The sequence below is a fragment of the Bradyrhizobium sp. BR 1433 genome (assembly GCF_051547665.1).
Lineage (GTDB): Bacteria > Pseudomonadota > Alphaproteobacteria > Rhizobiales > Xanthobacteraceae > Bradyrhizobium > Bradyrhizobium australafricanum.
Map to the genome: position 1 here is coordinate 4,181,696 of NZ_JBPUGG010000001.1, position 22,733 is coordinate 4,204,428.

The 22,733-nt window shown below is 65.6% G+C and carries 18 protein-coding genes and 3 pseudogenes; 9 read left to right on the plus strand and 12 right to left on the minus strand.

Annotated elements, in window-relative coordinates; translation table 11 throughout:
• Positions 1–116: 116 nt before the first annotated feature.
• Positions 117–2,994, plus strand: a pseudogene (locus ACSKB9_RS20395) (EAL domain-containing protein).
• 113 nt (positions 2,995–3,107) lie between these two features.
• Here ACSKB9_RS20395 and ACSKB9_RS20400 read toward each other — a convergent pair.
• Positions 3,108–3,386 carry a DUF7662 domain-containing protein gene (locus tag ACSKB9_RS20400; protein ID WP_438075291.1) on the minus strand — a complete coding sequence of 93 codons (279 nt, stop codon included), beginning with the start codon at positions 3,384–3,386 and terminating at the stop codon, positions 3,108–3,110.
• A 115-nt stretch (positions 3,387–3,501) separates the two neighbouring features.
• Between ACSKB9_RS20400 and ACSKB9_RS20405 the strand changes: the two genes are divergently transcribed.
• On the plus strand, positions 3,502–4,995 hold the full coding sequence (locus ACSKB9_RS20405) for a sensor domain-containing diguanylate cyclase (protein ID WP_438075293.1): 1,494 nt from the start codon (positions 3,502–3,504) through the stop codon (positions 4,993–4,995).
• Positions 4,996–5,347: 352 nt separating this feature from the next.
• Here the strand turns inward: ACSKB9_RS20405 and ACSKB9_RS20410 are convergent, their stop codons facing one another.
• From ACSKB9_RS20410 to ACSKB9_RS20430, 5 genes are all read right to left on the minus strand, one after another.
• Complete coding sequence (locus ACSKB9_RS20410; RefSeq protein ID WP_438075295.1) at positions 5,348–6,385, minus strand: IS110 family transposase; 1,038 nt, start codon at positions 6,383–6,385, stop codon at positions 5,348–5,350.
• Between the two features lie 241 nt (positions 6,386–6,626).
• Positions 6,627–8,660, minus strand: coding sequence for a DEAD/DEAH box helicase (locus ACSKB9_RS20415; protein WP_438075297.1), 2,034 nt, complete (start codon positions 8,658–8,660; stop codon positions 6,627–6,629).
• A 343-nt stretch (positions 8,661–9,003) separates the two neighbouring features.
• A complete protein-coding gene (locus ACSKB9_RS20420) occupies positions 9,004–9,351 on the minus strand; it encodes a hypothetical protein (RefSeq protein WP_076827336.1) in 348 nt (115 codons plus the stop codon).
• 178 nt (positions 9,352–9,529) lie between these two features.
• Positions 9,530–10,216, minus strand: coding sequence for a haloacid dehalogenase type II (locus ACSKB9_RS20425; protein WP_438075299.1), 687 nt, complete (start codon positions 10,214–10,216; stop codon positions 9,530–9,532).
• Positions 10,217–10,302: 86 nt separating this feature from the next.
• Positions 10,303–10,917 carry a CGNR zinc finger domain-containing protein gene (locus ACSKB9_RS20430; protein ID WP_438080312.1) on the minus strand — a complete coding sequence of 205 codons (615 nt, stop codon included), beginning with the start codon at positions 10,915–10,917 and terminating at the stop codon, positions 10,303–10,305.
• A 176-nt stretch (positions 10,918–11,093) separates the two neighbouring features.
• Between ACSKB9_RS20430 and ACSKB9_RS20435 the strand changes: the two genes are divergently transcribed.
• From ACSKB9_RS20435 to ACSKB9_RS20450, 4 genes are all read left to right on the plus strand, one after another.
• Positions 11,094–11,789: an alpha/beta fold hydrolase gene (locus tag ACSKB9_RS20435; RefSeq protein WP_438075301.1), complete on the plus strand. Its 696-nt coding sequence runs from the start codon at positions 11,094–11,096 to the stop codon at positions 11,787–11,789.
• A 33-nt stretch (positions 11,790–11,822) separates the two neighbouring features.
• Complete coding sequence (locus tag ACSKB9_RS20440) at positions 11,823–12,422, plus strand: TMEM175 family protein (protein ID WP_438075303.1); 600 nt, start codon at positions 11,823–11,825, stop codon at positions 12,420–12,422.
• Positions 12,423–12,462: 40 nt separating this feature from the next.
• Complete coding sequence (locus tag ACSKB9_RS20445) at positions 12,463–13,317, plus strand: alpha/beta fold hydrolase (RefSeq protein ID WP_438075305.1); 855 nt, start codon at positions 12,463–12,465, stop codon at positions 13,315–13,317.
• Between the two features lie 162 nt (positions 13,318–13,479).
• On the plus strand, positions 13,480–14,250 hold the full coding sequence (locus ACSKB9_RS20450) for an SDR family oxidoreductase (RefSeq protein WP_438075307.1): 771 nt from the start codon (positions 13,480–13,482) through the stop codon (positions 14,248–14,250).
• A gap of 169 nt (positions 14,251–14,419) precedes the next feature.
• On the opposite strand, the gene ACSKB9_RS20455 is transcribed toward ACSKB9_RS20450, so the two are convergent.
• On the minus strand, positions 14,420–15,721 hold the full coding sequence (locus ACSKB9_RS20455; protein ID WP_438075309.1) for a PQQ-dependent sugar dehydrogenase: 1,302 nt from the start codon (positions 15,719–15,721) through the stop codon (positions 14,420–14,422).
• A 458-nt stretch (positions 15,722–16,179) separates the two neighbouring features.
• Between ACSKB9_RS20455 and ACSKB9_RS20460 the strand changes: the two genes are divergently transcribed.
• Entirely contained in the window at positions 16,180–16,467 is a 288-nt protein-coding gene (locus ACSKB9_RS20460) for a hypothetical protein (RefSeq protein WP_075969423.1), read from the plus strand.
• A gap of 111 nt (positions 16,468–16,578) precedes the next feature.
• Here ACSKB9_RS20460 and ACSKB9_RS20465 read toward each other — a convergent pair.
• From ACSKB9_RS20465 to ACSKB9_RS20480, 4 genes and pseudogenes are all read right to left on the minus strand, one after another.
• Positions 16,579–17,845, minus strand: a pseudogene (locus tag ACSKB9_RS20465) (serine hydrolase domain-containing protein).
• Positions 17,846–17,912: 67 nt separating this feature from the next.
• The gene (locus tag ACSKB9_RS20470; protein ID WP_438080314.1) at positions 17,913–18,530 is read right to left on the minus strand and encodes a UDP-galactopyranose mutase; all 618 of its coding nucleotides are present in this window, start codon (positions 18,528–18,530) and stop codon (positions 17,913–17,915) included.
• On the minus strand, positions 18,523–19,086 hold the full coding sequence (locus tag ACSKB9_RS20475; RefSeq protein WP_438075311.1) for a DUF488 domain-containing protein: 564 nt from the start codon (positions 19,084–19,086) through the stop codon (positions 18,523–18,525). Before ACSKB9_RS20475 ends, ACSKB9_RS20470 begins: the two co-directional genes overlap by 8 nt.
• Complete coding sequence (locus tag ACSKB9_RS20480; RefSeq protein ID WP_438075313.1) at positions 19,079–19,288, minus strand: DUF2945 domain-containing protein; 210 nt, start codon at positions 19,286–19,288, stop codon at positions 19,079–19,081. Before ACSKB9_RS20480 ends, ACSKB9_RS20475 begins: the two co-directional genes overlap by 8 nt.
• 1,263 nt (positions 19,289–20,551) lie before the next feature.
• On the opposite strand from ACSKB9_RS20480, the gene ACSKB9_RS20485 reads away from it, so the two are divergent.
• Complete coding sequence (locus ACSKB9_RS20485; protein ID WP_438075315.1) at positions 20,552–21,004, plus strand: hypothetical protein; 453 nt, start codon at positions 20,552–20,554, stop codon at positions 21,002–21,004.
• Between the two features lie 162 nt (positions 21,005–21,166).
• Here ACSKB9_RS20485 and ACSKB9_RS20490 read toward each other — a convergent pair.
• Positions 21,167–21,414: pseudogene (locus tag ACSKB9_RS20490) on the minus strand (transposase); the annotation flags it as partial.
• 131 nt (positions 21,415–21,545) lie between these two features.
• Between ACSKB9_RS20490 and ACSKB9_RS20495 the strand changes: the two are divergent.
• The gene (locus ACSKB9_RS20495; RefSeq protein ID WP_092080289.1) at positions 21,546–22,685 is read left to right on the plus strand and encodes a TRAP transporter substrate-binding protein; all 1,140 of its coding nucleotides are present in this window, start codon (positions 21,546–21,548) and stop codon (positions 22,683–22,685) included.
• The last annotated feature ends 48 nt before the right edge of the window (positions 22,686–22,733 follow it).

A 22,733-nucleotide genomic window follows, 5' to 3' on the forward strand; every position in this document is an offset into this window, starting at 1 on the left:
CGCGACGGAAGCAGGGGCGGAAACCCTTTGATTCCCTTCGCTTTCGTGTCATTTATCGCGCCACCGCCGGGCCGGTCGCCGGGTCCGGTCAGTTTGTCGATCGCGGAGTACTGACATTGCGTCTGATCAGGTGCCTTGCGCTGCTCGCGCTGGGCCTCATGATGTTTGCCGCCGCGCCTGCCGCGTATGCGATCGACGCGGTCAGCGTGCGCAGCGATGCGCCGGCGATCGATTTGACGGCGGTTCTCGACCATCAGCGAAGTGAAGCCGACCGCATCCAGGTCTCCACCGCACCCGGAACCGACGGCATCGTGCGCCGCATCGAGGTTCGCGCCCGCGAAGGCGGCCAGAACTGGGTGGTGTTCGCGCTCGCCAACAACACCGACGACCAGCTCGACCGCCTGATCGTTGCGCCGCACTACCGCATCGTGTCGTCCGGCCTGCTGTGGCCCGACCTCGGCCTGTCGCGCATCGCCACCATCACGCCGTCGGTCGGCGATCGTCCGGAGCGGCAGGAGAGCCCGACCGCCGACGTGTTCCGCATCACGCTCGATCCCGGCGCCGTCGTCACCTATGTCGCGGAACTGCGCACCGACAAGCTGCCGCAACTCTATCTGTGGGAACCCGACGCCTACAAGGACAAGGTCAACTCGTTCACGCTGTACCAGGGCATCGTGATCGGCATCTCGGGCCTGCTCGCGCTCGTGCTCACGATCTTGTTTGTGGTCAAGGGCAGCATCATGTTCCCGGCCGCCGCGGCGCTGGCTTGGGCGGTGCTGGTCTATATCGGCGTCGACTTCGGCTTCTGGGGCAAGGTGCTCGACATGTCGAACAACGCCGAGCGCGTCTGGCGCGCGGCGGGCGAGGCGATCCTCGCTGCGACACTGCTGGTGTTCCTGTTCGCCTATCTGAATTTGAGCAGATGGCACGTCCGCTACTCGCACATCACGATCGGCTGGCTGGTCTTCCTCGGCTCGCTGGTCGCGCTGGCGCTGTTCGATCCCGCGGTCGCCTCCGGCATCGCGCGCATGTCGCTGGTCATGATCGCCTTCGCCGGCTTCGCGCTGATCGTCTATCTCTCGACCCACGGCTTCGACCGCGCGGTGCTGCTGATCCCGACCTGGTTCCTGCTGGTGGTCTGGGTGGTCGCGGCCGGCATGACGGTCGCGGGCTCCGTCACCAACGACATCGTCGGCCCGGCGCTGCTCGGCGGCCTGGTGCTGATCGTGATGCTGATCGGATTCACGGTGATGCAGCACGCCTTTGCCGGCGGCGGCGCCACCACCGGCGTCGTCTCCGATGTCGAGCGCCGCGCGCTGGCGCTGACCGGCTCGGGCGACCTGATCTGGGACTGGGACGTGTCCGCCGACAAGGTGTTCACCAGCCCGGAGACCGAGGCGCTACTCGGCCTCAAGCGCGGCACGCTGGAAGGCCCGGCGGCGAAATGGCTCGAGGTGCTGCACCCGCTCGACCAGGACCGCTTCCGCGCCGCGCTCGACAGCGTGCTCGACCAGCGCCGCGGCCGCCTGGTGCAGGATTTCCGGCTACGCACGCCGGACGGTCACTTCATGTGGTTCGCGCTGAAGGCGCGGCCGGTGGTCGGCTCCGACGGCGAGGTCTCGCGCGTGGTCGGCACCCTCACCGACGTCACCGAGTTCAAGAACTCCGAAGAGCGGATGCTTCATGACTCCGTCCATGACAACCTGACCGGCCTGCCGAACCGCCGGCTGTTCATGGACCGCCTCGGCGCAGTGGCGAATCTCGCCAAGACCATGCCGAACCTGCGGCCGACCTTGATGGTGATCGACCTCGACCGCTTCAAGCAGGTCAACGATTCCGTCGGGATCGCGGTCGGCGATTTCCATTTTGCTGACGCTGGCGCGGCGGCTGACCCGCATCCTCAAGCCGCAGGACACGCTGGCCCGCATGGCCGGCGACCAGTTCGGCCTGATCCTGCTGTCGGAGCAGGACCCGGCGCGGATCACCAATTTCGCCGAGACCATCCGCAAGACCATCCGCGCCCCGATCGCGTTCAACGACCGCGAGATCTTCCTGACCGCATCGATCGGCCTTGCGCTGTCCGACCCGGCGGCGCCGCTGACCGACGAGATCATCAAGGACGCCGAGCTTGCGATGTATCATTCCAAGCGGATCGGCGGCGACCGCATCGACGTCTACAAGCCGGCGATGCGGGCGCGCAAGACCGACCGCCTGACGCTGGAGAGCGACCTGCGCCGCGCCATCGAGCGGCAGGAGATCACGATCCTGTACCAGCCGATCGTGCGGCTGGAGGATCGCGCGATCGCCGGCTTCGAGGCGCTGGCGCGCTGGGATCATCCCAAGCTCGGCCGGATGTCGCCGTCGGAGTTCATCAACGTCGCCGAGGAGACCGGCCTGATCGTCGATCTCGGCATGTTCGTGATGGACCAGACCGCGCGCCAGCTCGCGGTGTGGCAGCGCGCGATGCGCGCCCGCGAGCCGATCTTCGCCTCGGTCAACGTGTCGTCGCGGCAGCTGCTGCGCCACGACCTGATCCACGACATCCGCACCGTGCTGTCGCGCTCCTCGGTGGCGCGCGGCACGCTGAAGCTGGAGCTGACGGAATCGCTGGTCATGGAGAACCCGGAGCACGCCGCCCAGATGCTGGCGCGGATCCGCGAGCTCGGCACCGGGCTGTCACTCGACGATTTCGGCACCGGCCACTCCTCGCTGTCCTATCTGCAGCGCTTCCCGTTCGACACCATCAAGATCGACCAGTCCTTCGTCCGCACCACCAGCCGCGGCACCCGCCCGGTGATCCTGAAATCGATCATCGCGCTGGCCCACGATCTCGGGATGGAGGTGGTGGCGGAAGGCGCCGAGACGGATTCGGATGCCGTCGAGCTCTACCAGCTCGGCTGCGAATACGCCCAGGGCTTTGCCTTCGGCGAGCCGATGGACGCCGATGCGGCGACCCGGCTGCTCACCGAGGAACGGCTGGAAGCCGCGAGCTAACTCTTGTCGTCCCGGCCTCGTGCGCAATTGCGCACGGGAGCCGGGACCCATACGCCGCGGCCCATCCATGACGCGCTGGGGCCGGTTGCCTTCGTAACAACAACGCCCTATGGTTATGGGTCCCGGCGTTCGCCGGGACGACGGCTAGGCATGCGCTTGAACCTGACGCTCTTGCCGTCGGCCTGGCGGGTGGCGATGTAACCGGCCTCGAGGCAGGCCTCGCGCTGCGGCATCTTCTCCTGCGGGCTGCGCAACGTCTCCCACCACGACGCCCGGTGCGCGGCGCGCGGCAGCGCCGCATCGATGATCGCCTCGATCTCCTCGAAGGTCAGCACGAATTCGGGCAGATGCTGCTTCTTCAGATGATCCCGCAATGCGTCGTAGTCGTTCACAACGTCCTCGATGACAAAAGTCCGGCAACCACCCGTTAACCCATTCGGCGGCCGCTGTCGCCATTTAAGGCGACAACAAGATTTCCCGTTGCATGACGGCGCATTGGAGCGGGACATGCCATTTCGACGAGGAAACGACGCAAGGCGGCGCTGGCGGCTATCGGCAAAGCTGCTGATCGCGGCGTCGGTTGCGACCGTCCTCGGCTTCTCCGCGGTCTGCGCCGGCGTGATGTTCGACATGCGCCGCGGCGAGGAGCAACTGGCCCGCCGCACCCTGGAGAACCTGGCGTCGGGCATCGAGGCCGACATCAGCCGCAACATCGAGCTCTACGACCTGTCGCTACGCGCGGTCGCCAGCAATCTCGAGATGCCGGAGATCCGCAATATCAGCAAGGAACTGCGCCAGCTGATCCTGTTCGATCACGCCGCGACCGCAAAACATTTCGGCGCGATCCAGGTGTTCGACACCAAGGGCAATTTGACCATCGACGCAGCGAGCCTGGATCCACGGCCGGAGAACCGCAGCGACGAGGAGTACTTCACGGTCCAGCGCGACAATCCCGATGCCGGCCTTTACATCAGCCGGCCGATGCTGCATCGCGGCGCCTACGCCATCGTGCTGAGCCGGCGCATCGTCGACGACGAGGGCCGCTTCCTCGGCGTCGTGGTCGGCTCGATCCGCTTCAGCTATTTCCATGACCTGTTCGGGCGGCTGAACCTCATGCCGGGTGACACCATCACCGTGCTGCGCAACGACCGCACCATCATCATGCGGACGCCGTTCGATCTCGACGTGATCGGCAAGAACCTCGCGGAGCAGCTGGACTGGAAGGCCGAGAACCTGAAGGTGGGCGGCGCCTTCTCGGGCAAGGGCCCGGTCGACGACATACCGCGGCTCTATGTCAGGCGAAGCAGCTCCGGGCCGCTTTACGTGGTGGTCGGCAAGCCGCTCGAAGCCGTCTTCAACCTCTGGCGCACCGAGGCCATTCGCATCGGCGCGATCATGGCGTTTCTGATCCTGTTCGTGCTCAGCGCAACGCTGGTGCTCGCCCGCGAGATCGTCCGCCGCGCCGACGCCGAGGACAAGCTCGAGGAGATGGCGACCACCGACGCCCTCACCGGCCTGAAGAACCGGCGCAAGTTCGACGGCGAGATCGAGCGCGAATGGCGCCGGGCCGGCCGCTACGGCCAGCCGGTCGCGCTTTTGATGATCGATGCCGATCATTTCAAGGCCTACAACGACACCTATGGGCATCAGGCCGGCGACCAGGTGCTGGTCGGGATAGCGATCTGCATTTCGGATGCGGTGCGCCGCGCCGGCGATTGCCCGGCGCGCTTCGGCGGCGAGGAATTCGCCGTGCTGCTGCCCAACATGACCGCGCTCGAAGCCTTCAACCTGGCCGAGACCATTCGCCGCAAGGTCCAGCAATGGTGCGCGGGCGAACTGATCACGACGGTCAGCATCGGCGTCGCCAGCATGCGGCCGACCGCGGGCCAGCAATCGTCCGATCTGATCGAGGCCGCCGACAAGGCGCTCTACGCCGCCAAGGCCAACGGCCGCAACCAGTCGGTGCTCGCAACCGTGCCGAAGATCGCGCTGGTGGCGTGAGGGGCCAAGCGGCTGCAAAATACCGGGCTTCACGGGCAATCAGTTAGACGCGAAGCCCTCTCCGCATCGTCGTCCCGGCGAAGGCCGGGACCCATATGTGGACGGCCCCCGTGGCACAAGAGCTTTTTGAGTAGATCGGATCGCTTGCATCCATATGTCCGGCCTGTTGATGCGACGCATGATGATCGCTGGCCAAGATGGGTTGCGCGACACGAGCTCCAAACAACCCCGCGACCTGTTGGCGGCCAATGGGTCCCACGGACTGTCTCGCATCGTTGATCGACCGATTGCTCCATCTGCTCTTGCAGCTTCCGGGTCGGCCGGAGGACGAACCCTCCGGCCGGCCAATCTGTTAGGTGGTTGCCGACATGGCATTGAGCCGTGCGGCATCGTAACTCTCGCCGGTCGCCATCAGCTTCCAGGCGATGCGGGCCACCTTGTTGGCGAGCGCCACGGCGGCCAGCTTTGGCGGCTTGCGCTTGAGCAGCGCCACCAGCCAGCGCGACGGATTGCCCCGGCCTCGCCGAACCTGCTGGATGACCGCGGTCGCGCCCGCCACGAACAAGCGGCGCAGGTCCTCGTCCCCGGCACGCGTGATCTTGCCGAGCCTGGTCTTGCCGGCGGTGGAATGATCCTTCGGCGTGAGCCCCAGCCAGGCCGCAAAATGCCGGCCGGAACGGAATGCATGCGGATCGGGCGTCTTCATCACCAGCCGTGTTGCAGTGATCGGGCCAACGGAGGGGATCTGCGCCAGGCGCCGGCTGGTGGCATCGGCCCGGTGCCAGGCCATCAGCCTGGCCTCGAGCTGCTTCAGCTCGGCTTGCAGCACGGCGTATTGGCGGCCCTGGACTGCGAACACTTCGCGCGCCATCGCAGGCAGGCTCTCGTCCTTTGCGATCCGCGCCAGCAGCGGCTCGATCTTGTCGAGCCCCTTGGGCGCGATCAAGCCAAGCTCCGCCGCGTAACCCCGGATCGCGTTGCTCAGCTGGGTGCGTCGGGCGATCAATCCGTCGCGCAGCCCGGTCAGCATCAGCGCCGCCTGCTGCTCGGCCGTCTTGACCGGCACAAAGCGCATGCTCGGCCGACCCATCGCTTCACACAGCCCTTCCGCATCCCGCCCGTCGTTCTTGTTCCGCATCACGTAGGGCTTCACCAGTTGCGGCGCCATCAGCTTCACCTCATGGCCGAGCTTGCAAAGCTCTCGCGCCCAATATTGCGAAGCCCCGCAGGCCTCCATCCCGACCACCGTCGGCGGCAGTTGGGTGAAGAACTCCAGCACCTGCTTGCGCGAAAGCTTCTTGCGCAGCGCCACCTGCTCCGCTGCATCAACCCCATGCAGCACAAAAATATGCTTCGACGTATCCATGCCAATACGGATAATCTCTCTCACGGACGGCTCCCTTGTCTGAGATTTGCAACAACCTCATTCTGGCACAACTGATGCCGTAGGGGGCCGTCCACCCCATCAACCACAGGCCCTCGTCGTCGAAGCGAGCTGCGGCCCCAGCGTCGCGCAACAATGAGCATTTGGGGTAATGGGTCCCGGCCTTCGCCGGGACGACACTGAATTTGTTGCAACGTCGAAACTCATACATCGGCATTCTGAACGCTGCGGCGCCGCCGGCGCCAACTCAGCCCCGCCGCTTCTTCTTCGGCTTCTTGCCGAACTTCGGTTTCGCCGACACATCCGGCCACTGCGTGAGTCCGGCGTGGCTGGACTTGCCCGGATGCTTCTTTTTCTTTCCGAGCCGCGGCTCCTCGCCGGATTTCGGCCTGAAGCCTTTTCCGTCCCGATCGGATCGGGACGAGTTCCTGGATTCCTTCTTTGACGCGTATTCCTGACGCGAACCGCTCGCGCCTTCGCTCGAAAACGCTCTGGCCTCGCGGTCCGGCGTGCCGCGCCGCTTTCCTGCACCCTCGGCGCGCGGCGCGCCGTATCCGCCGTCGTCATCACCGCGCCAGGGCTTGCGCGCCGGCTTCTCGCGCATCTCTCCCTGCGGCGCATCGGCCAGCGGCTCGATGCGGATGCTGTCTTCCTTGTCCGGACGCTTGATCTTGACCGCGAAGGAATCCGCGACCCGCGCGGCGATCTCGAACTCGGTGGTCGTATCCATGATCTTGATCGCGCCGATGTCGCGCTTGTCGATGCCGCCACGGCGGCAGATCATCGGCAGCAGCCAGCGGGCTTCGGCATTCTTCCGGCGTCCGATCGCGGCGCGGAACCAGACGGTCGCCTCCTCCATGCCATGGCGCGCGGATGACTTGCCGGTCTTCGATCGCGGCCCGGCGGCACGATCATCGCGGCGCGAGGCCCGCTCGCCGCGGCGATCGTCGCGGTCCCGACCGCGTCCCTCGCCGGGATCGAGGATGTCTTCGGGCGCAGGCAGCCGCGCGCGGTAGAGCCGGGCGAGCGCCGCGGCAATCGCCTCGGGCGCGCGTTCGGCGAGCAAAACCTGCGCCAGCGCCAGATCGTCTGATGTCGCCTCCTCGGAGAACACTGCATCCTGCAGCAGGCGATCATGGTCGAGCTTGCGGATCTCCTCCGCCTGCGGCGCGGAGCCCCAGACCACATCGATGCCGGCGAGATCGAGCAGCAATTCGGCGCGCCGCCGCCGTGCCGGCGGCACCAGCAGGATGCTGACGCCCTTGCGACCGGCGCGGCCGGTGCGGCCCGAGCGATGCTGCATGACCTCCGGGTCTTTCGGCAGATCCGCGTGAATGACGAGATCGAGGCTCGGCAGGTCGATGCCGCGCGCCGCGACGTCGGTCGCGACGCAAACCCGCGACCGTCCGTCGCGCAACGCCTGCAGCGCCTGGGTCCGCTCGTTCTGGGTCATTTCGCCCGACAGCGCGGTGACGGAGAACCCGCGCTCGAGCAGCGCCGCCTGCAAATGCCGGACGGCCTCACGGGTGTTGCAAAACACCAGCGCGCTCGGCGCCTCATGGAAACGCAGCACGTTGACGACGGCGTGCTCGACGTCGTCGGCAGCCACCCGGATGGCGCGGTACTCGATATCGGCATGGCCGCCCTCGTCACCCGCGACCTCGATACGGAACGCCTGCTCCTGATACTGCTTGGCGAGGGCAACGATGCCGCGCGGGAACGTCGCCGAGAACAGCAAGGTGCGGCGGGTGTCCGGCGTGGTCTCGAGGATGAATTCCATATCCTCGCGGAAACCGAGATTGAGCATCTCATCGGCCTCGTCGAGCACGACGACCTTGAGTTCCGAAATGTCGAGACGGCCGCGCCGCAAATGGTCGCACAACCGGCCGGGCGTCCCGACCACGATGTGGGCACCCTCGGCAAGCTCGCGCTGCTCGCGGCGCGGATCCATGCCGCCGACGCAGGAGACGACGCGGCCGTCGGCCTGTTCATAAAGCCAAGCAAGCTCGCGCTGGACCTGCAAGGCGAGCTCGCGCGTCGGCGCGACGATCAGGGCCAGCGGGGCGGCGGCCGGCTCGAACCGCTCGGCGCCGTCGAGCAGGTCCTTTGCCATCGCCAAGCCGTAGGCAACGGTCTTGCCCGAGCCGGTCTGGGCTGAAACCAGGAGATCGCGGTCCACAGCGTCGTCCGCGAGCACGGCGAGCTGGACCGGGGTCGGTTGATCGTAGTTGCGCTCAGCCAAGGCGCGGGCGAGCGGCGAACTTGTGGTCGGAAAGGGCACGAGATGGGAAACCTTGATTGGTCCGGGCGCAGGACGTCGAGCGGGACGACCTGGAGCTGCGTACCCGGCAGGCGGCACAGCCGCATGACGATTTGGGGTGCTTTACGCCAAGAAGCGCCAAATCGCCATGCCCCCGTCGCAGAAAAGCTGGCGCCCGGATCAGGCGGCCTGCCCGATCCGGGCCGTAGGGCTGGTCAGCGCGATGGCGGGTGACGGCTTCGCCTAACCTGCAAGACCGTCCGGTCGGCGACAGCCGCCGCTACTTTGCCGCCTTGGCGCATTTGAGAGGTCAAGAGGAACGAGAACGGGGCAAGCACCGTTGCGGGACTCTCTGGACGCGGCATCACTTCGCCTTGAGCGCCTTCTCGTGGCTCTCGAGCGCCGCTGTCATCAGCTTCGGCAATTGCGCGGCATAGACCTCGATGAAGGTGGCATCGCCGCAGGCCTCCGGATCGCGCGCGGCCTGCTCGGCGATGCGCGCGGCCCTGGCCTCGCATTTTGCGAACATGTGCCAGAACCAGTCCGCATTCTTGCCGAGTGCCGGCTTGTTCTTCTTGATGACGGCGGCGCCGACCGCGCTCATCGCGCTGACGACGCCGGCGCCCAGCGTGCTGATGGCGCGCGCGTTGAGGATGTCCTCGCGCCCTTGCGCGGTGGCGTTGGTGGCGGTCGCTCGTCCCTTGGCCGGCATGCTGTGAGCTCCTTCGATCCCTGCGGCGGATGCAGCATCGGCCGCGGAAGTTGAGGAAAGCTCAAGGGGCATGGTTGAGAACCGCTATGGATTTCATTCCGGTTTTATGCGCTTCCGAGCGATCGGGCCTGGAGGGGCGTTTTGCCCTCTTCTCTGCGCGGGAATCCGTCAGGCGTCGTTACCCTTTGGCGCCGTAGCGGCGGATCAGCTGACCGGCGACATCGTCGAGATCATTGCCGACGACCTGCGGCTGCGGGCCGACGCCGAGGACATCGTTGCCGGGACGCTTGATCAGCGCGGCCTCCCAGCCGGCCGTGACCGCGCCCAGCGTGTCCCAGGTGTGGCAGGCGATCAGGCAGAACTCCGAGGGCTTTGCCCCGAGCTCCTTCTCGACATAGCCATAGGCCTGCCGCGACGGCTTGTGATGCTTGACGCCGTCGGCGGAGAAGCGCCGCTCGAACAGATCGACGATGCCGCCATGGGTCAGCTGCCGGGTCTGCACCTCGAGCAGATTGTCGGTCAGCGTGAACAGGCGGAAACCCGCCGCGCGCAGCCTGCGCAGCGCGCCGGGCACTTCGCCGTGCGGCGGCATGGTGGAGAATTTCTCGGTCAGCTCCTGCTTGTCGGCATCGTCGATCCTGATGCCGCGGGTGTCGGCCAGCATCTTCATGACCGCGGCACCGATATCGGTGAACGGCACGTAACACCCCGCGACGGTGAGCGAGGCCGAGTACATGATGAAGTTGGCGAACCACAGCCGCATCGCGCTCTTGTCGTTGAAGATGCGCGCGAACACCGGCTCCATGGTCTCGAGGTCGAGCAGGGTTTCGTTGACGTCGAACACGATCAGGGGAAGTGCCGCCATTTTGTTGGGCTCCTGTTGGTCTTTGTTTTGAGCATGATCTTTTCGGAAAACCGCTACGCACTTTTCCGGATCATGCTTTGGTGGTCTCAGCCCCTGTCCTTCATCCGGCTGCGGTGCGCGGCCTGCTTGGCGCGGTTGCCGCAGATCGCCATGCTGCACCATCGGCGCGCACGCGCCCGCGTGTGGTCGGCGAACATCAGCGTGCAGGCCGGGCCCTCGCACGCCTTGATGTCGGAGAAGCTTTCCTCGCAGACGACCCTGGCCATCGCTTCCCCGATCGGCAGCAGCAATGTTTCGGCCGAACGCCAGCGCCGCGTCCGCTCCAGCGCGAAACCGTCATGGCCGCCATCGCCGTCCTTGTGGCGATGCGCCACGATCCGGCTGAACGCCTGATCGCTTTCCAGCAGCCGGTTCAGCGGCTCGATCTCCTTGAGCGCACGCGGCGCCAGCGGCCGGCCCATATGCTTGCGCACGAAGCCGCGGAACCATTCGCGCAAATCGCGGGCCTGACCGGCGACATCGTCGAGCTCGCCAGGCGTCGCGCGCGCCTTGACCTCGTCGAGCACATCGGGCGGCACCAGCTGCGCCTGCGCGAGCCAGCGCAGCAGGCCGTCGCCGTCGGCGATCCAGTCGACCGGCGTATCGACCGGCGTCGCGATCGAATTGATGAAATCGAGGCCCAGGCTGTCTGCGATGAACATCGCGGGCGGATGGGATTGCACGGTGATGCCCTCCTGGCGGCTTCCTCAGTCGCGACAGTAGTAACCTGATAAAATCTATTTGACAAGTTACGTGCATTGGACCATAAGCGCAGTAACCTATTAAAATGCATTTTAGAGGTTACAGTCGGAATCGACCTGAAACGAGGGATCGGACAATGTCGAACAAGGATGTCAGCGTGGTGCTTGCGCATGGCGCGTGGGCCGATGGCTCGAGCTGGGCGCGGGTGATCACGGCGCTCGACGCCGAGGGCATTACAGCGGTGGCGGCGCCGCTGCCCCTCACCTCGCTCGCCGACGACGTCGCCGCGCTGAACCGCACCCTGGACCGCGTCGCGGGCCCAGTGGTGCTGGTTGGCCATGCCTATGCCGGCGCCGTGATCGCCGAGACCCGCTCGCCGCGCGTCAAGGCACTGGTCTACGTCGCGGCACTGGCGCCGGATGAAGGCGAGACGGTCGCCGACGTATTCTACCGGCTGCCGCCGCATCCGTTCGCGCCGAAGCTCGCGCCCGACGCCAATGGCCTGATCTGGCTGCCGGAGTCCGCCTTCGCTGCGGCCTTCGCGCAAGGCGCGCGGTCCGAGGACCTCGCGGTACTCGCCGCGGTGCAGCGGCCGATCTCGCCGGCCTGCATCACCGTGCCGGTCGGCCGCCCGCTGTGGAAGGACGTCCCGAGCTGGTTCCTGGTTGCCGAGGACGACCGGATGATCGCGCCCGAGACTCAGCGCAGCATGGCGGCGCGGATGCAGGCGACCGTGCATTCACATCCGGTCGATCACACCCCGATCGTCACCGCGCCGAAGCTCGTCACCGACATCATCCGGGAAGCGGTCGAGAGCGTTACAGAGCACTGACCTCTTCCCACGATTTCGGACAGGAAAGCTGCCATGCAGGAGAAACGTCTCTCGGCCGACCGGCTCGGCGCGTTTTCCGATGCGGTGATCGCCGTCATCATCACGGTGATGGTGCTGGAGCTGAAGGCGCCGGAGGGCGCGCGGTTCGCGGACCTGCTGCCGCTGTGGCCGACCGCGATCAGCTACGCCGCGAGCTATCTGTTCATCGCGGTGATCTGGGTCAATCATCACCATCTGCTGCATCTGGTGCGGCAGCCGACGCCGCGGTTGATCTGGCTGAACTTCGTGCATCTGTTCGCGGTCTCGCTGCTGCCGTTTGCCACCGCATGGGTCGCGCGATCGCACATGGCCGCCGCGCCGGTGGTGGCCTATGCGGTGATCTTCCTGCTGATCGACCTCGCCTATCTCGCCTTCGAGCGCGCGGTGCTGGCGCAGGCGGACCAGAGCCTGATCTCCGAGCGCGTGCGGACATGGACGCAGCGTCGCACCTTGCTCGCCGTGCTGGTGTTCGCGGCCGGCGCCGCCATCGCGCCGTTCATGCCGCTGCTGGGCTTTGCCACCGTGTGCTGCGCCCTGCTGCTCTATCTGCGTCCCGAAGCGATCAGCGGGCTCGCGAAGCAAATCAAATCCTAAATCCCCGAACTCACCAACGCACGATCACAAGGAGTGACAGATGTCCCAGGTCAAATACCGCGCCGCCAATGTCGATGGCTTTAACATCTTCTATCGCGAAGCCGGTTCGCCCGGCGCGCCAAAGCTGCTGCTGCTGCACGGCTTCCCGAGCGCCGGACACATGTTCCGCGATCTGATCCCGCAGCTCGCGGACAAATTCCACATCGTGGCGCCGGATTTGCCCGGCTTCGGCCAGTCGGACATGCCGCCGCGCGACAAGTTCAACTACACCTTCGACAGCATCGCCGGCGTCATCGATCGCTTTACCGAGGTGATCGGCTTCGATCGCTTCGCGGTCTATGTGTTCGATTATGGCGCGCCGACCGGCTTCCGCCTGGCGGTCAAGCACCCGGAGCGGATCACGGCGATCGTCTCGCAGAACGGCAACGCCTATGAAGAAGGCCTCAGCGACGGCTGGACCCCGATCAAGGCCTATTGGCAGGATCCCTCGCCGGCGAACCGCGACGCCCTGCGCGCGTTCCTGACGCCGGAGACCACGCGCTGGCAGTACACCCACGGCACCTCGGATCCGGCGGCGGTGTCGCCGGACGGCCAGAACCTCGACAACTACTACATGGCGCGGCCCGGCGCGCACGACGTGCAGCTCGATCTGTTCGGCGACTACAAGAGCAACGTTGCGCTCTACCCCACCTTCCAGACTTACTTCCGCACCCACCAGCCGCCGTTCCTCGCGGTGTGGGGCAAGAACGATCCGTTCTTCCTGCCGCCGGGCGCCGAGGCGTTCAAGCGCGACAATCCGAAGGCGGTGGTCAGATTTTTCGACACCGGCCACTTTGCGCTGGAAACGCACGCCGCCGAGATCGCGCAGGCCATCCGCGAGTTCCTGAGCCGCTGACTCCAGGATGTCGGCACCCACACTCTAGCCGCGTCATTGCGAGCGAAGCGAAGCAATCCATAGCTCCGCACAACGGAAGGATGGATTGCTTCGTCGCTGTCGCTCCTCGCAATGACGGGCTCACATCCACTCAGTCGCGCCGACCACTCCAAGGAAGTACACATGACCACATCCGTCGCCATCGTGACCGGCGCCAGCTCCGGCATCGGACGCGCCACCGCGCTGCGGCTCGCGCGGGATTTTTCCGCCATCGTCCTCGTCGCGCGCAGCGGCGAGAGGCTGCGCGAGGCCGCTCAGGAGATCGAAAGGCGTGGCAGCACACCGCTGGCGCTCGAGCTCGATCTCGCCGCGCCTGATGCCGCTGATGAAATCGTCAAGGCCACGCTGGATCGCTTCGGCCGCATCGACGCGCTGGTCAATGTCGCAGGCTCAGTGCCCGGGCACGATCTGTTCGAGATGACCGATACGCAATGGGACGCCGGCCTCGCGCTCAAGTTCCACGGCGCCAGGCGGCTGACGATCCGCGCCTGGGACGCGCTGAAAGCGGCGCAAGGCGCTGTCATCTTCACCTCAGGCAATGCCGCCGTGCTGCCCCGCGCCGCTGCCGCCGCGGTGGGCACGATCAACGCCGCGATCGAGGCACTTGCAAAAGCCTTCGCCGAGCGCGGCATCGCCGACGGCGTGCAGGTGAACTGCGTGTCGCCGGGCGCCGTGATGACCGGCCGCCGCCTCGCGATGCTGGAGAAGATCGCAGCGGCAAGGCAAGTCGATGTCGACACCGCCAAGGCCGGCTTCCTCAGGCTGGCCGGCATCAGGCGGTTCGGCACGCCGGAGGAGATCGCCGACCTCGTCGCCTATGCCGTGTCGCCGCCGGCGCGCTGGATGACCGGCACCGTGCTGCGCATGGATGGCGGCGAGATCAGGACGGTGTGAGCCGGCGGCTGCGGCTCTGTCTTCCCCTTCCCCCTGAAAGGGGGAAGGTCGGGATGGGGGTCAGCCGCAGACGCCGCTGTATGCGGAGAGAGCGGATCCCCACCCGCTTTGCTCCGACGAGCAAAGCGACCTCCCCTTTCAAGGGGAGGTTTGAAAGCCCGCGCGACGACTACGCCGCCGTCACGCGCCAGATCACGTTGCCGACGTCGTCGGCCACCAGCAGCGAGCCGTCGGGGCCGAGCGCGACGCCGACCGGGCGGCCGTACGACACCTTCTCGTCGGGCGCGAGGAAGCCCGACAGGATGTCGCGCGGCGGCCCCGCGGGACGGCCGTCCGCGAACGGCACGAACACCACCTTGTAGCCCGACAGCGTCGAGCGATTCCACGAGCCGTGCTGGCCGATCACCATGCCGTCGGGGAAACCCGGCAGCGTGCCCTGCGGCATCCAGCACAGGCCGAGCGAGGCGGTATGACCGCCGAGCGCGTAGTCCGGCTGGATCGCCTTGGCGACCATCGCCGGATCCTGCGGCACGCGATCGTCGACCGTCTTGCCCCAGTAGCAATAAGGCCAGCCGTAGAAGCCGCCGTCGCGTACCGAAGTCAGATAGTCCGGCGGCGTCTCGTCGCCGAGACCGTCGCGCTCATTGACGACGGTCCACAGCACATTGGTGGTCGGCTCCCACGCGATGCCCACCGGATTGCGCAGGCCGCCGGCGAAGATGCGGCTGGTGCCACTTGCGAGATCGAGCTCATAGATCGCGGCGCGGCCTTCCTCGACCTTCATACCGTTCTCGGCGATGTTGCTGAGCGAGCCGACGCCGGCATAAAGCTTCTTGCCGTCGGCGCTCGGCAGCAGGCTGCGCGTCCAGTGCCCGTCGGGCTTGAAGCTGACGAGCTTGCGTCCCGGCGCGCTGATGCGATCGGCGCCCGCGACATAGGGAAACGCCACCACGCCGTCGGTGTTGCCGACATAGAAGGTGTCGCCGACCAGGGCCATGCCGAACGGCTGGCTCAACCCTTCCATGAAGGCGCCGCGACTTTCGGCGACGCCGTCGCCGTCACGGTCGCGCAGCAGCGTGATGCGATTGGCGCTGGCGCCGAGCGCCGCGGCGCGGCGCATCGTCGCCTGCATCGCATAGTGGAAGACGCTGCGCGGCTTTCCTGCGATCTGCGTCGCCTCCGCGATCAGTACGTCGCCGTTGGGCAACACGTTGATCCAGCGCGGATGATCGAGCCCGGCGGCAAAGGCGTTGACCTTGAGCCCGGGCGCGGCGACCGGCTTCTGGTCGTTGTCCCAGCCCCGCGCCGTCGGCATCTTGAGCGTCGGGATCGCGCCCTGCGGTTTGGCCTGCGGGATCTGCGGCGCGCTGCCCCAGGCCGGCGCGGGCTGCGCGCCCTGCATCCGCCGCCACGCCAGGGCGCCGGCCCCGATCGCCGCGACGACGCGGGCAAAAACTCCAGACGTGCTCATGAACTTCCCCTGTATTTGCGCCGTGTTAGCGCGCCTTGTCATTCCCTTGCCGACCGGCCGCGGCCCGCAGCAGCATTCGCATAATGCCGGCCCTGATGACAGTAGTTATACGATCTTCGCAGCCGCGCACGAATCGGGGAGACTGGCCGCACGCTCCCTTGTCAGGGCGCTTTCCTCCCTGAGACCTTGCCCGCCGCAGTGGCGGGCTTCCTTTTACGAACCGCCCCGGTTTTTCGAGGCGCCGCTCGCGCATCCGCCGTTATAGCTATATAAGCATAACGGGCCGGCGACGGATGCATCCTGCCGGGCGGAGCCCGGCAGTGCCCTCCCGGAGCACAAGCCCCTTCACAAGAACCTGATCCCACGCTCGCGCAGATTTGCCTTTGCGAGATGCATGGCAGATCAGGAACGCCGCTCCATGGCGGTCGTTGGTCGGGACACCAGCAAGGAGAGTGTGAATGCAACGAAAGACCAAGATATTGTCCCTCGCCGCGGCGTCCCTGATCGCAACAACGGCAGGCGCGTTCGCACAAGGCTACTATCCTTATGGGAACCCTGGTCCGAGATATTACGGCGGCCCCCGCTATCAGGCCGTGCAGCCTGATGTGATGTACTCTCCAGCGGAGCCGGGCTGGTACGGTTCATTCAACGGCACCAACCACCCGACGCCGAGCTCGACCCAGGGTGACGTGGGTCCTGAAGGGAACAACAACGGTACGCTGACCGGCGTCTACAGGCGCTGGTAGCCACGCAAAATTTAAGGTCCGTCGCTCAGCTTGAGCGACGGACCTTTTGCTGTTCCACGTTCCACGTATGCAAAACGTGGGAACGTGAGGTTCGACTTTTCTGCTGAGGTGTTACTTCACCATCGCGCCGTAGACGATGTCCTGCACATTCTCGCGATAATATTTGCGCAGCTCGCCCGGCGCTGCGGTTCCCACAACGACGACAAGGCGCTCCTTCGGATCGCAGAAAAACTGCGTGCCGTAAGCGCCGTTCCAGGTGAACTCGCCGGGATTGCCCGGCACCGACGACAGCCCCTCGCTGGTCCGCACCGCGACCGACAGCCCGAAGCCGAATCCGCCGCGATGCGGTTCGACCGCCGCGACGTTGTTCTTGATCTCGGGCCCGAGATGGTTCGACGTCATGTGATGCACCGTCTTGGGGCTAAGGATGCGCTTGCCGTCGAGCTCGCCGCCATTGAGCAGCATCTGCCCGAAGCGCAGATAGTCGCCGACGGTCGCGAACGAGCACGCGCCGCCGCAATCGAACCTGGTCGCCGTATCGAGCAGCTTGATGGCTTGCGGCTTGCCGGTGAGCGGATCGTTCGGGAACGGACGCGCCAGCCGCGCGCGCTGCGCATCGGCCGGGTGGAACGTCGCATCCTTCATGCCGAGCGGTTTCCAGACATTGGCCGCGAGATATTCGCCAAGCCGCTGGCCTGAGACCTTCTCGACCACGGCGCCGAGCACGTCGATCGAGAAGCCGTACTCGAACTCGGTGCCGGGCTGATGCACCAGGCAGCTGGGTGATGCGCTCGATGAAGGCCTGGGTATCGCCCTCGACCGCCGGCGCGGTGCCGTCGGGATAGAGCCGCGCCAGTGCGCTCGAGCTGTCGGGCCGGCCGCCATACATCAGGCCGGAGGTGTGGCGATAGAGATCGTGGATGAAGATCGGCTGCGCCTGCGGCTCCATCTTCAGTGAGCCGTCGGCCTGTTGCACGCCGACCTTCATGTCGGCGAACGCCGGATAGAACTCGGCGACCCTGGCCTGCAGCGGCAGCTTGCCCTGCTCCATCAGCGTCAGGCCTGCAACCGCCGCCATCGGCTTGGTCATCGACGCCAGCGCGAACACCGCGTCGATCGGCATCGGCGTGCCCTTCACCGGATCGAGCTGGCCATACGCCTTGTAATGCACGAGCTTGCCGTCGCGCGCGATCGCCACCACGGCGCCGGGCACGCGCTTGGCCGCGATCTCGCGCGCGAAGAAGTCGTCGAGCCGTGCCAGCCCCCGCTCCGAGAAACCGGCCTGGTGCGCCGACGTTTCCGGAAGCGGCGCGGCGTGGGCGATGCTGACAGCAAGGCTAGTGGCGGCGGCAGCCGCGGCAATAACGGTTTTTCTCATTGTTTCCTCACCGGGGACCGCGGGCGATCTGTTATGGCGTTCGTTGCCCGCAGCTCGCAGGATTAGATCACGCCGGCAAGGGCGACAAGACTTCGCGGCGCGCGGCCGCGTCACGCGGGTGCATGCCTTCGCGAACAAAGAACGGCTCGACCTCGTGCTCGAACGTCTTCAGCGCCGCGCCGATCGCCTGGTGCATGTCGAGATATTTGTAGGAGCCGAGCCGGCCACCGAAAATGACATTCGGCCGCGACGCCGTCATGGCGTGATAGGAGGCGAGCATGGCGCGGTCGGCGGCGGTGTTGATCGGATAATACGGCTCGTCGCTGCGGCCCGCGAAGCGGGAATATTCGCGGTAGATCGTCGTCCGCGCTTCGGCATGCGCGCGCTCCGGATGGAGATGCCTGAACTCGTGGACCCGGGTGTACGGCACCTCGGCGTCGGCATAGTTGATGACCGCGGCGCCCTGGTAGTCGGCGACTTCGCGCACCTCGCGCGCGAAGTCGACGGTGCGCCAGGCATAGCCGAAGAAGTGGTCGATTGGACCGGTATAGACCACGAGCTGCCGCGGATTGATGCGGTCGGCGACGTCGAAATAGTCGACACCGAGGTGGACCGCGATCCTGGGATGATCGAGCATCCGGCGGAAGATCGCGGTGTAGCCACAGGCCTCACCCTTTTCATAAATTCAGTTCACCCGTAACCGGGTAGACCACCGTGCCGTCGCCCTGGACGACGGCGCCTTCGGTGAGACGGGCAGGCTCGAGCCGGCCCTCCCCCATGATGTGGACGACAGTCTCGCCGGACGCGATCAGATAGTCTGCCACGATGCGGCGGTGGCAGCGCCACCACACCGCTTCCGAGCACATCATCGCACAGCGTTGCCGGTGCCCTTCGTCGCGCAGATGCTGGAGCGCGGCATGAAACTGCGGCGACAACGCATAGTCGGCGTAGTTGTGAAAGCTCTCGTTGCTCCAGAATCCGTTGACGGACGGCGGCACGCTTCGCGCCTTGCCGCGGAGCCCGCCGAGATCGGCCAGATGCTCATACGAGATATCAGCGGCCTGAAGCGGCTTGGGCAACGTATCCTTGTTGAACTGCGGATTGGTGCGCGACCGCGGCACGGTTCGGATGTCGACGATACGCTCGATATTGGCCACGCCGAGGACAGCGATGAAATCCTCGAGGCTGCGGGTGGAATGACCGATCGTGAAGAACGGAAGCGCCGCGTCTTTGCTACGCATGATGCAGCGCGCTGCCCTTGTGGGCCGCGACGTGATCGGCCTTGTCGCTCTTGATCTCGTATTGCGGATCGGCCTCCGAGGCGCGATGCATGTGCCCCTTGTAGTCGAAATCGCGGGTGTGAACCGCGATGATGGTGCCCGAGACGCGGCCGGCCTCGGAATTCCAGCTGACGTGATCGCCGACCTTGAATTTCCTGGCCATGTTCGAAGCCTCCTTCAGGCGCGGAATTGCTCGCACAATACGGCGCCAATCGTCGGCACCGGGAAAGTGCAGCCGGGGCAAACGAGCCGGCACCGGCCAGGTTCCCACCTCGTGCCTGCCGGAATTTCGCAGAACGGGTTCCGATGCTCAAGCGCGCGATCGGGCATCTCTTGAGGTGAGCATAAGGAGTCGCGAAGCCTGCCTTGCGCGATTCCGCGCGTCGGCCAAGTGTTGAATGCGCTTCGCCGCAGCCACCGCTTCGATTATGCATTTCGTGCCAGCGTGGCGCGCAGTTGAACCAGCGGAACGAAGCACGTTCAGCGGGATTGGTTGAGACACCCTTGTAAGGAGTCCGACATGCGACCAACCAAGGCTCTGCTGGTTCTCAGCTTCATCGCATCTGCAGCAACGATACTTCCTTATGACGCACAAGCCCGCCGCTTCGGAGGGGCCGGCGCTCGATCGGCTCACTTCCACGGAGGAGGAATGCGGCCTGGTTGGCATGGCGGCGGCACGCGATGGCATGCCGGCGGCTGGCACGGCGGCGGCGCACGTTGGGCCGGTGGTGGCTATTATCGCGGTGGCCGTTACTACGGAGGCGGTTGGGGATGGCCCGGAGCTGCCGCAGCCGGCTTGGCGACTGGCGCAGCCATCGGAGCCGCGACGGCCTACAACTCCTGCTATCAGACGCGAAACGTGTGGAACGGTTACGCGTATGTTCAGCAAAGCGTGAGGGTCTGTTAGGCAATCCCGCGTCTGCGATGACATCTCAGCCGAATTCGAGATCACTGACCGCCTGATCAACTTGCGCGAGCGAGTTCGGTAACGAGGCCTGCGGCGACATCGCACCGCAATGGGCCGCCTTGCGCCGAAGTCCGCGCGATCCTGATCACCGAAACCGATCAGGATCGCCATCGCGCTCGCCCAAGGCTTTTCTACCAATTGACACAAAGGCCGGACTTTCCCCGTATGCGCGAAGCCGTCACCGCCGAACGCAGCTTGCGGCTTCGCCGATGGCGAGCGGCATTTTGATCCCTGTCGTGTCGCGTGGCCCATCCTCGGTCGGCACTGCCGCAGTGCTTGTTCCTCCTCGCTGGAGTCATCCTTCGATCATCCATCAGTCACGTCGATTTGATGCGTGTTGCGAGGCGCGCAGGAACCACTTCCTGAGGTTGCATTTGGTTGGATGCGAGAAGAACCGGGAACGTTCCGGTGTGGCTTTAGCGAGCCCTGTCGCAAGCAAACCAATCTAGGGAGCAACGCATGACGAACCTGAGAATCCTTGGCGCGGCTGTGATCGTGGCCTGCGCAGTTTCGAGCCCCGCATCGGCGCAAGCGGTCTTCTCCAACCCGGCCGCCTGTTCATCTCAATTCGCCAGCGCCAACTGCCTCAACCGAGGAGCCGGGAGCCCGTACGACAGCAGGAGGGGCTATTATCAGCGGCGAGCCGCCTATCGCGAACCCGTGGGGCCGGTGGGGGCCGCTGCCGGCGTGGCCGGCGCTGCCGTCGGAACCGCCGCGGCGATCGCGACCGCTCCCTTCGGCGGCTGGCGCAATTCCTACGCCGCATACGGCACCTACGATCGGCCCGCCGCGTATGGCGACTACTATGCGTGGAACGGCGACTGGAACTCCTACGCGTCGCACAACGGCATCGTCTGCAGGCCCGGCACCTTTTTCAAGGGATCCGACGGACTCCAGCACCCCTGCCAATAGGGCTCTTCTGCCCGCAGGCTAATCTGCCCAGGCGGCCTGCAGGGGCCGCCTGCTTCCTGCCCTGTCGCTAGCGGCAGCGTCGTCACCGGCGCGGCTGCAGGTCGCGTCACCGACGACGTCACGACACCATGCATGGACGGGGTGGACCACACATGCCGACCAGACCATGGCGTCGACCAGCAACCGCTTCAGCCGTGTTCTCGTCCTCCAGCGTCTTCAGCCGCTTGGCTCCGACACCTCCATCCCGCCGAACTTCGCTCTTCATTTGTAGATGCTGGCGTCGCTGACGCCATGCTTGCGGCAGATCGGCGGGCCGAAACGTCGGCCTCATGCTCTTTCAAAATTCCGATGATCTGCTCTTCCGAAAGGCGGCTACGCTTCCGTGGTCTGGTCGTCTTGCGGCGCGTCATCACTGCAGTCCGCGTCGTAGCGTCGCATCATTCGGAACATTCTTGCCAAACCCCGGCGCAAGACTTTGACTTGTCCCAATAAAAAAGGCCGATCCGCAAAGGATCGCTATTCCAGGGGGGAGGAGGCAGCCATGACCAAATCAAACAGGGGCAGAACTTCGAGCCGCCGCGGCTTTCTCAAGGTCGCTGCTGCGGGGGCCGCCGCGACGGTAGCCGCGCCGAGCGTCGTCAGCGCCCAGGGGCCGATCAGCATGCGCTGGCAAAGCACCTGGCCGTCAAAGGACATTTTCCACGAATACGCCCTCGACTACGCCAAGAAGGTCAACGACATGACCGGCGGCGAGCTCAAGATCGAAGTGCTGCCGGCAGGCGCTGTCGTGCCCGCCTTCGGCCTGCTCGACGCCGTCTCCAAGGGCGTGCTCGACGGCGGCCATGGCGTGCTTGTCTATCACTACGGCAAGCAGACCGCGCTGGCGCTCTGGGGCTCGGGACCGGGCTTTGCGATGGACGCCAACATGCTGCTGGCCTGGCACCGCTATGGCGGCGGCAAGGAGTTGCTCGCAAAACTTTATGAATCGATCGGCGCCAATGTCGTCTCGTTCCCCTACGGTCCGATGCCGACCCAGCCGTTCGGCTGGTTCAAGAAGCCGATCACCAAGCCCGAGGATATCAAGGGTCTGAAATTCCGCACCGTCGGCATCTCGATCGATGTGTATTCGGGGATGGGCGCTGCCGTGAACGCGCTGCCCGGCGGCGAAATCGTAGCTGCCATGGACCGCGGTCTTCTGGACGCGGCGGAGTTCAACAATGCCACCTCCGACCGCGTGCTCGGCTTCCCCGACGTCTCCAAGGTCTGCATGCTGCAGAGCTATCATCAGAACGCCGAGCAGTTCGAAATCACCTTCAACAAGGACAAGTACAACGCGCTGCCGGACAAGATGAAGGCGATCATCGCCAACGCGGTGGACGCAGCCTCGGCGGATATGTCCTGGAAGGCGATCGACCGCTATTCCAAGGACTATGTGGAGCTGCAGACCAAGGACAACGTCAAGTTCTACAAGACCCCCGATACCATCCTGAAGCAGCAGCTCGAGATCTATGACGGCGTGGTGCAGAAGAAGGCGGCCGAGAACCCGCTGTTCAAGGAGATCGTGCAGTCGCAGATCGCGTTCGCCAAGCGTGCGACACAATGGGAGCAGGACACGGTGGTGAACCGCCGCATGGCCTACGACCACTATTTCGGGCCCAACGCCGCGGCCAAGAAACTCTGATGCCGAAATAAACCCGGCACGGGCGCCGTCCGGACCACCCTCCGGACG

Bases quoted from the DNA above. Each gene is read 5' to 3' on its own strand.
- ACSKB9_RS20405 (WP_438075293.1), top strand. From the start codon at position 3,502: ATGCCATTTCGACGAGGAAACGACGCAAGGCGGCGCTGGCGGCTATCG.
- ACSKB9_RS20420 (WP_076827336.1), bottom strand. From the start codon at position 9,351: ATGCCGGCCAAGGGACGAGCGACCGCCACCAACGCCACCGCGCAAGGG.
- ACSKB9_RS20425 (WP_438075299.1), bottom strand. From the start codon at position 10,216: ATGGCGGCACTTCCCCTGATCGTGTTCGACGTCAACGAAACCCTGCTC.
- ACSKB9_RS20430 (WP_438080312.1), bottom strand. From the start codon at position 10,917: ATGTTCATCGCAGACAGCCTGGGCCTCGATTTCATCAATTCGATCGCG.
- ACSKB9_RS20435 (WP_438075301.1), top strand. From the start codon at position 11,094: ATGTCGAACAAGGATGTCAGCGTGGTGCTTGCGCATGGCGCGTGGGCC.
- ACSKB9_RS20440 (WP_438075303.1), top strand. From the start codon at position 11,823: ATGCAGGAGAAACGTCTCTCGGCCGACCGGCTCGGCGCGTTTTCCGAT.
- ACSKB9_RS20445 (WP_438075305.1), top strand. From the start codon at position 12,463: ATGTCCCAGGTCAAATACCGCGCCGCCAATGTCGATGGCTTTAACATC.
- ACSKB9_RS20450 (WP_438075307.1), top strand. From the start codon at position 13,480: ATGACCACATCCGTCGCCATCGTGACCGGCGCCAGCTCCGGCATCGGA.
- ACSKB9_RS20455 (WP_438075309.1), bottom strand. From the start codon at position 15,721: ATGAGCACGTCTGGAGTTTTTGCCCGCGTCGTCGCGGCGATCGGGGCC.
- ACSKB9_RS20460 (WP_075969423.1), top strand. From the start codon at position 16,180: ATGCAACGAAAGACCAAGATATTGTCCCTCGCCGCGGCGTCCCTGATC.
- ACSKB9_RS20475 (WP_438075311.1), bottom strand. From the start codon at position 19,086: ATGCGTAGCAAAGACGCGGCGCTTCCGTTCTTCACGATCGGTCATTCC.
- ACSKB9_RS20480 (WP_438075313.1), bottom strand. From the start codon at position 19,288: ATGGCCAGGAAATTCAAGGTCGGCGATCACGTCAGCTGGAATTCCGAG.
- ACSKB9_RS20485 (WP_438075315.1), top strand. From the start codon at position 20,552: ATGACGAACCTGAGAATCCTTGGCGCGGCTGTGATCGTGGCCTGCGCA.
- ACSKB9_RS20495 (WP_092080289.1), top strand. From the start codon at position 21,546: ATGACCAAATCAAACAGGGGCAGAACTTCGAGCCGCCGCGGCTTTCTC.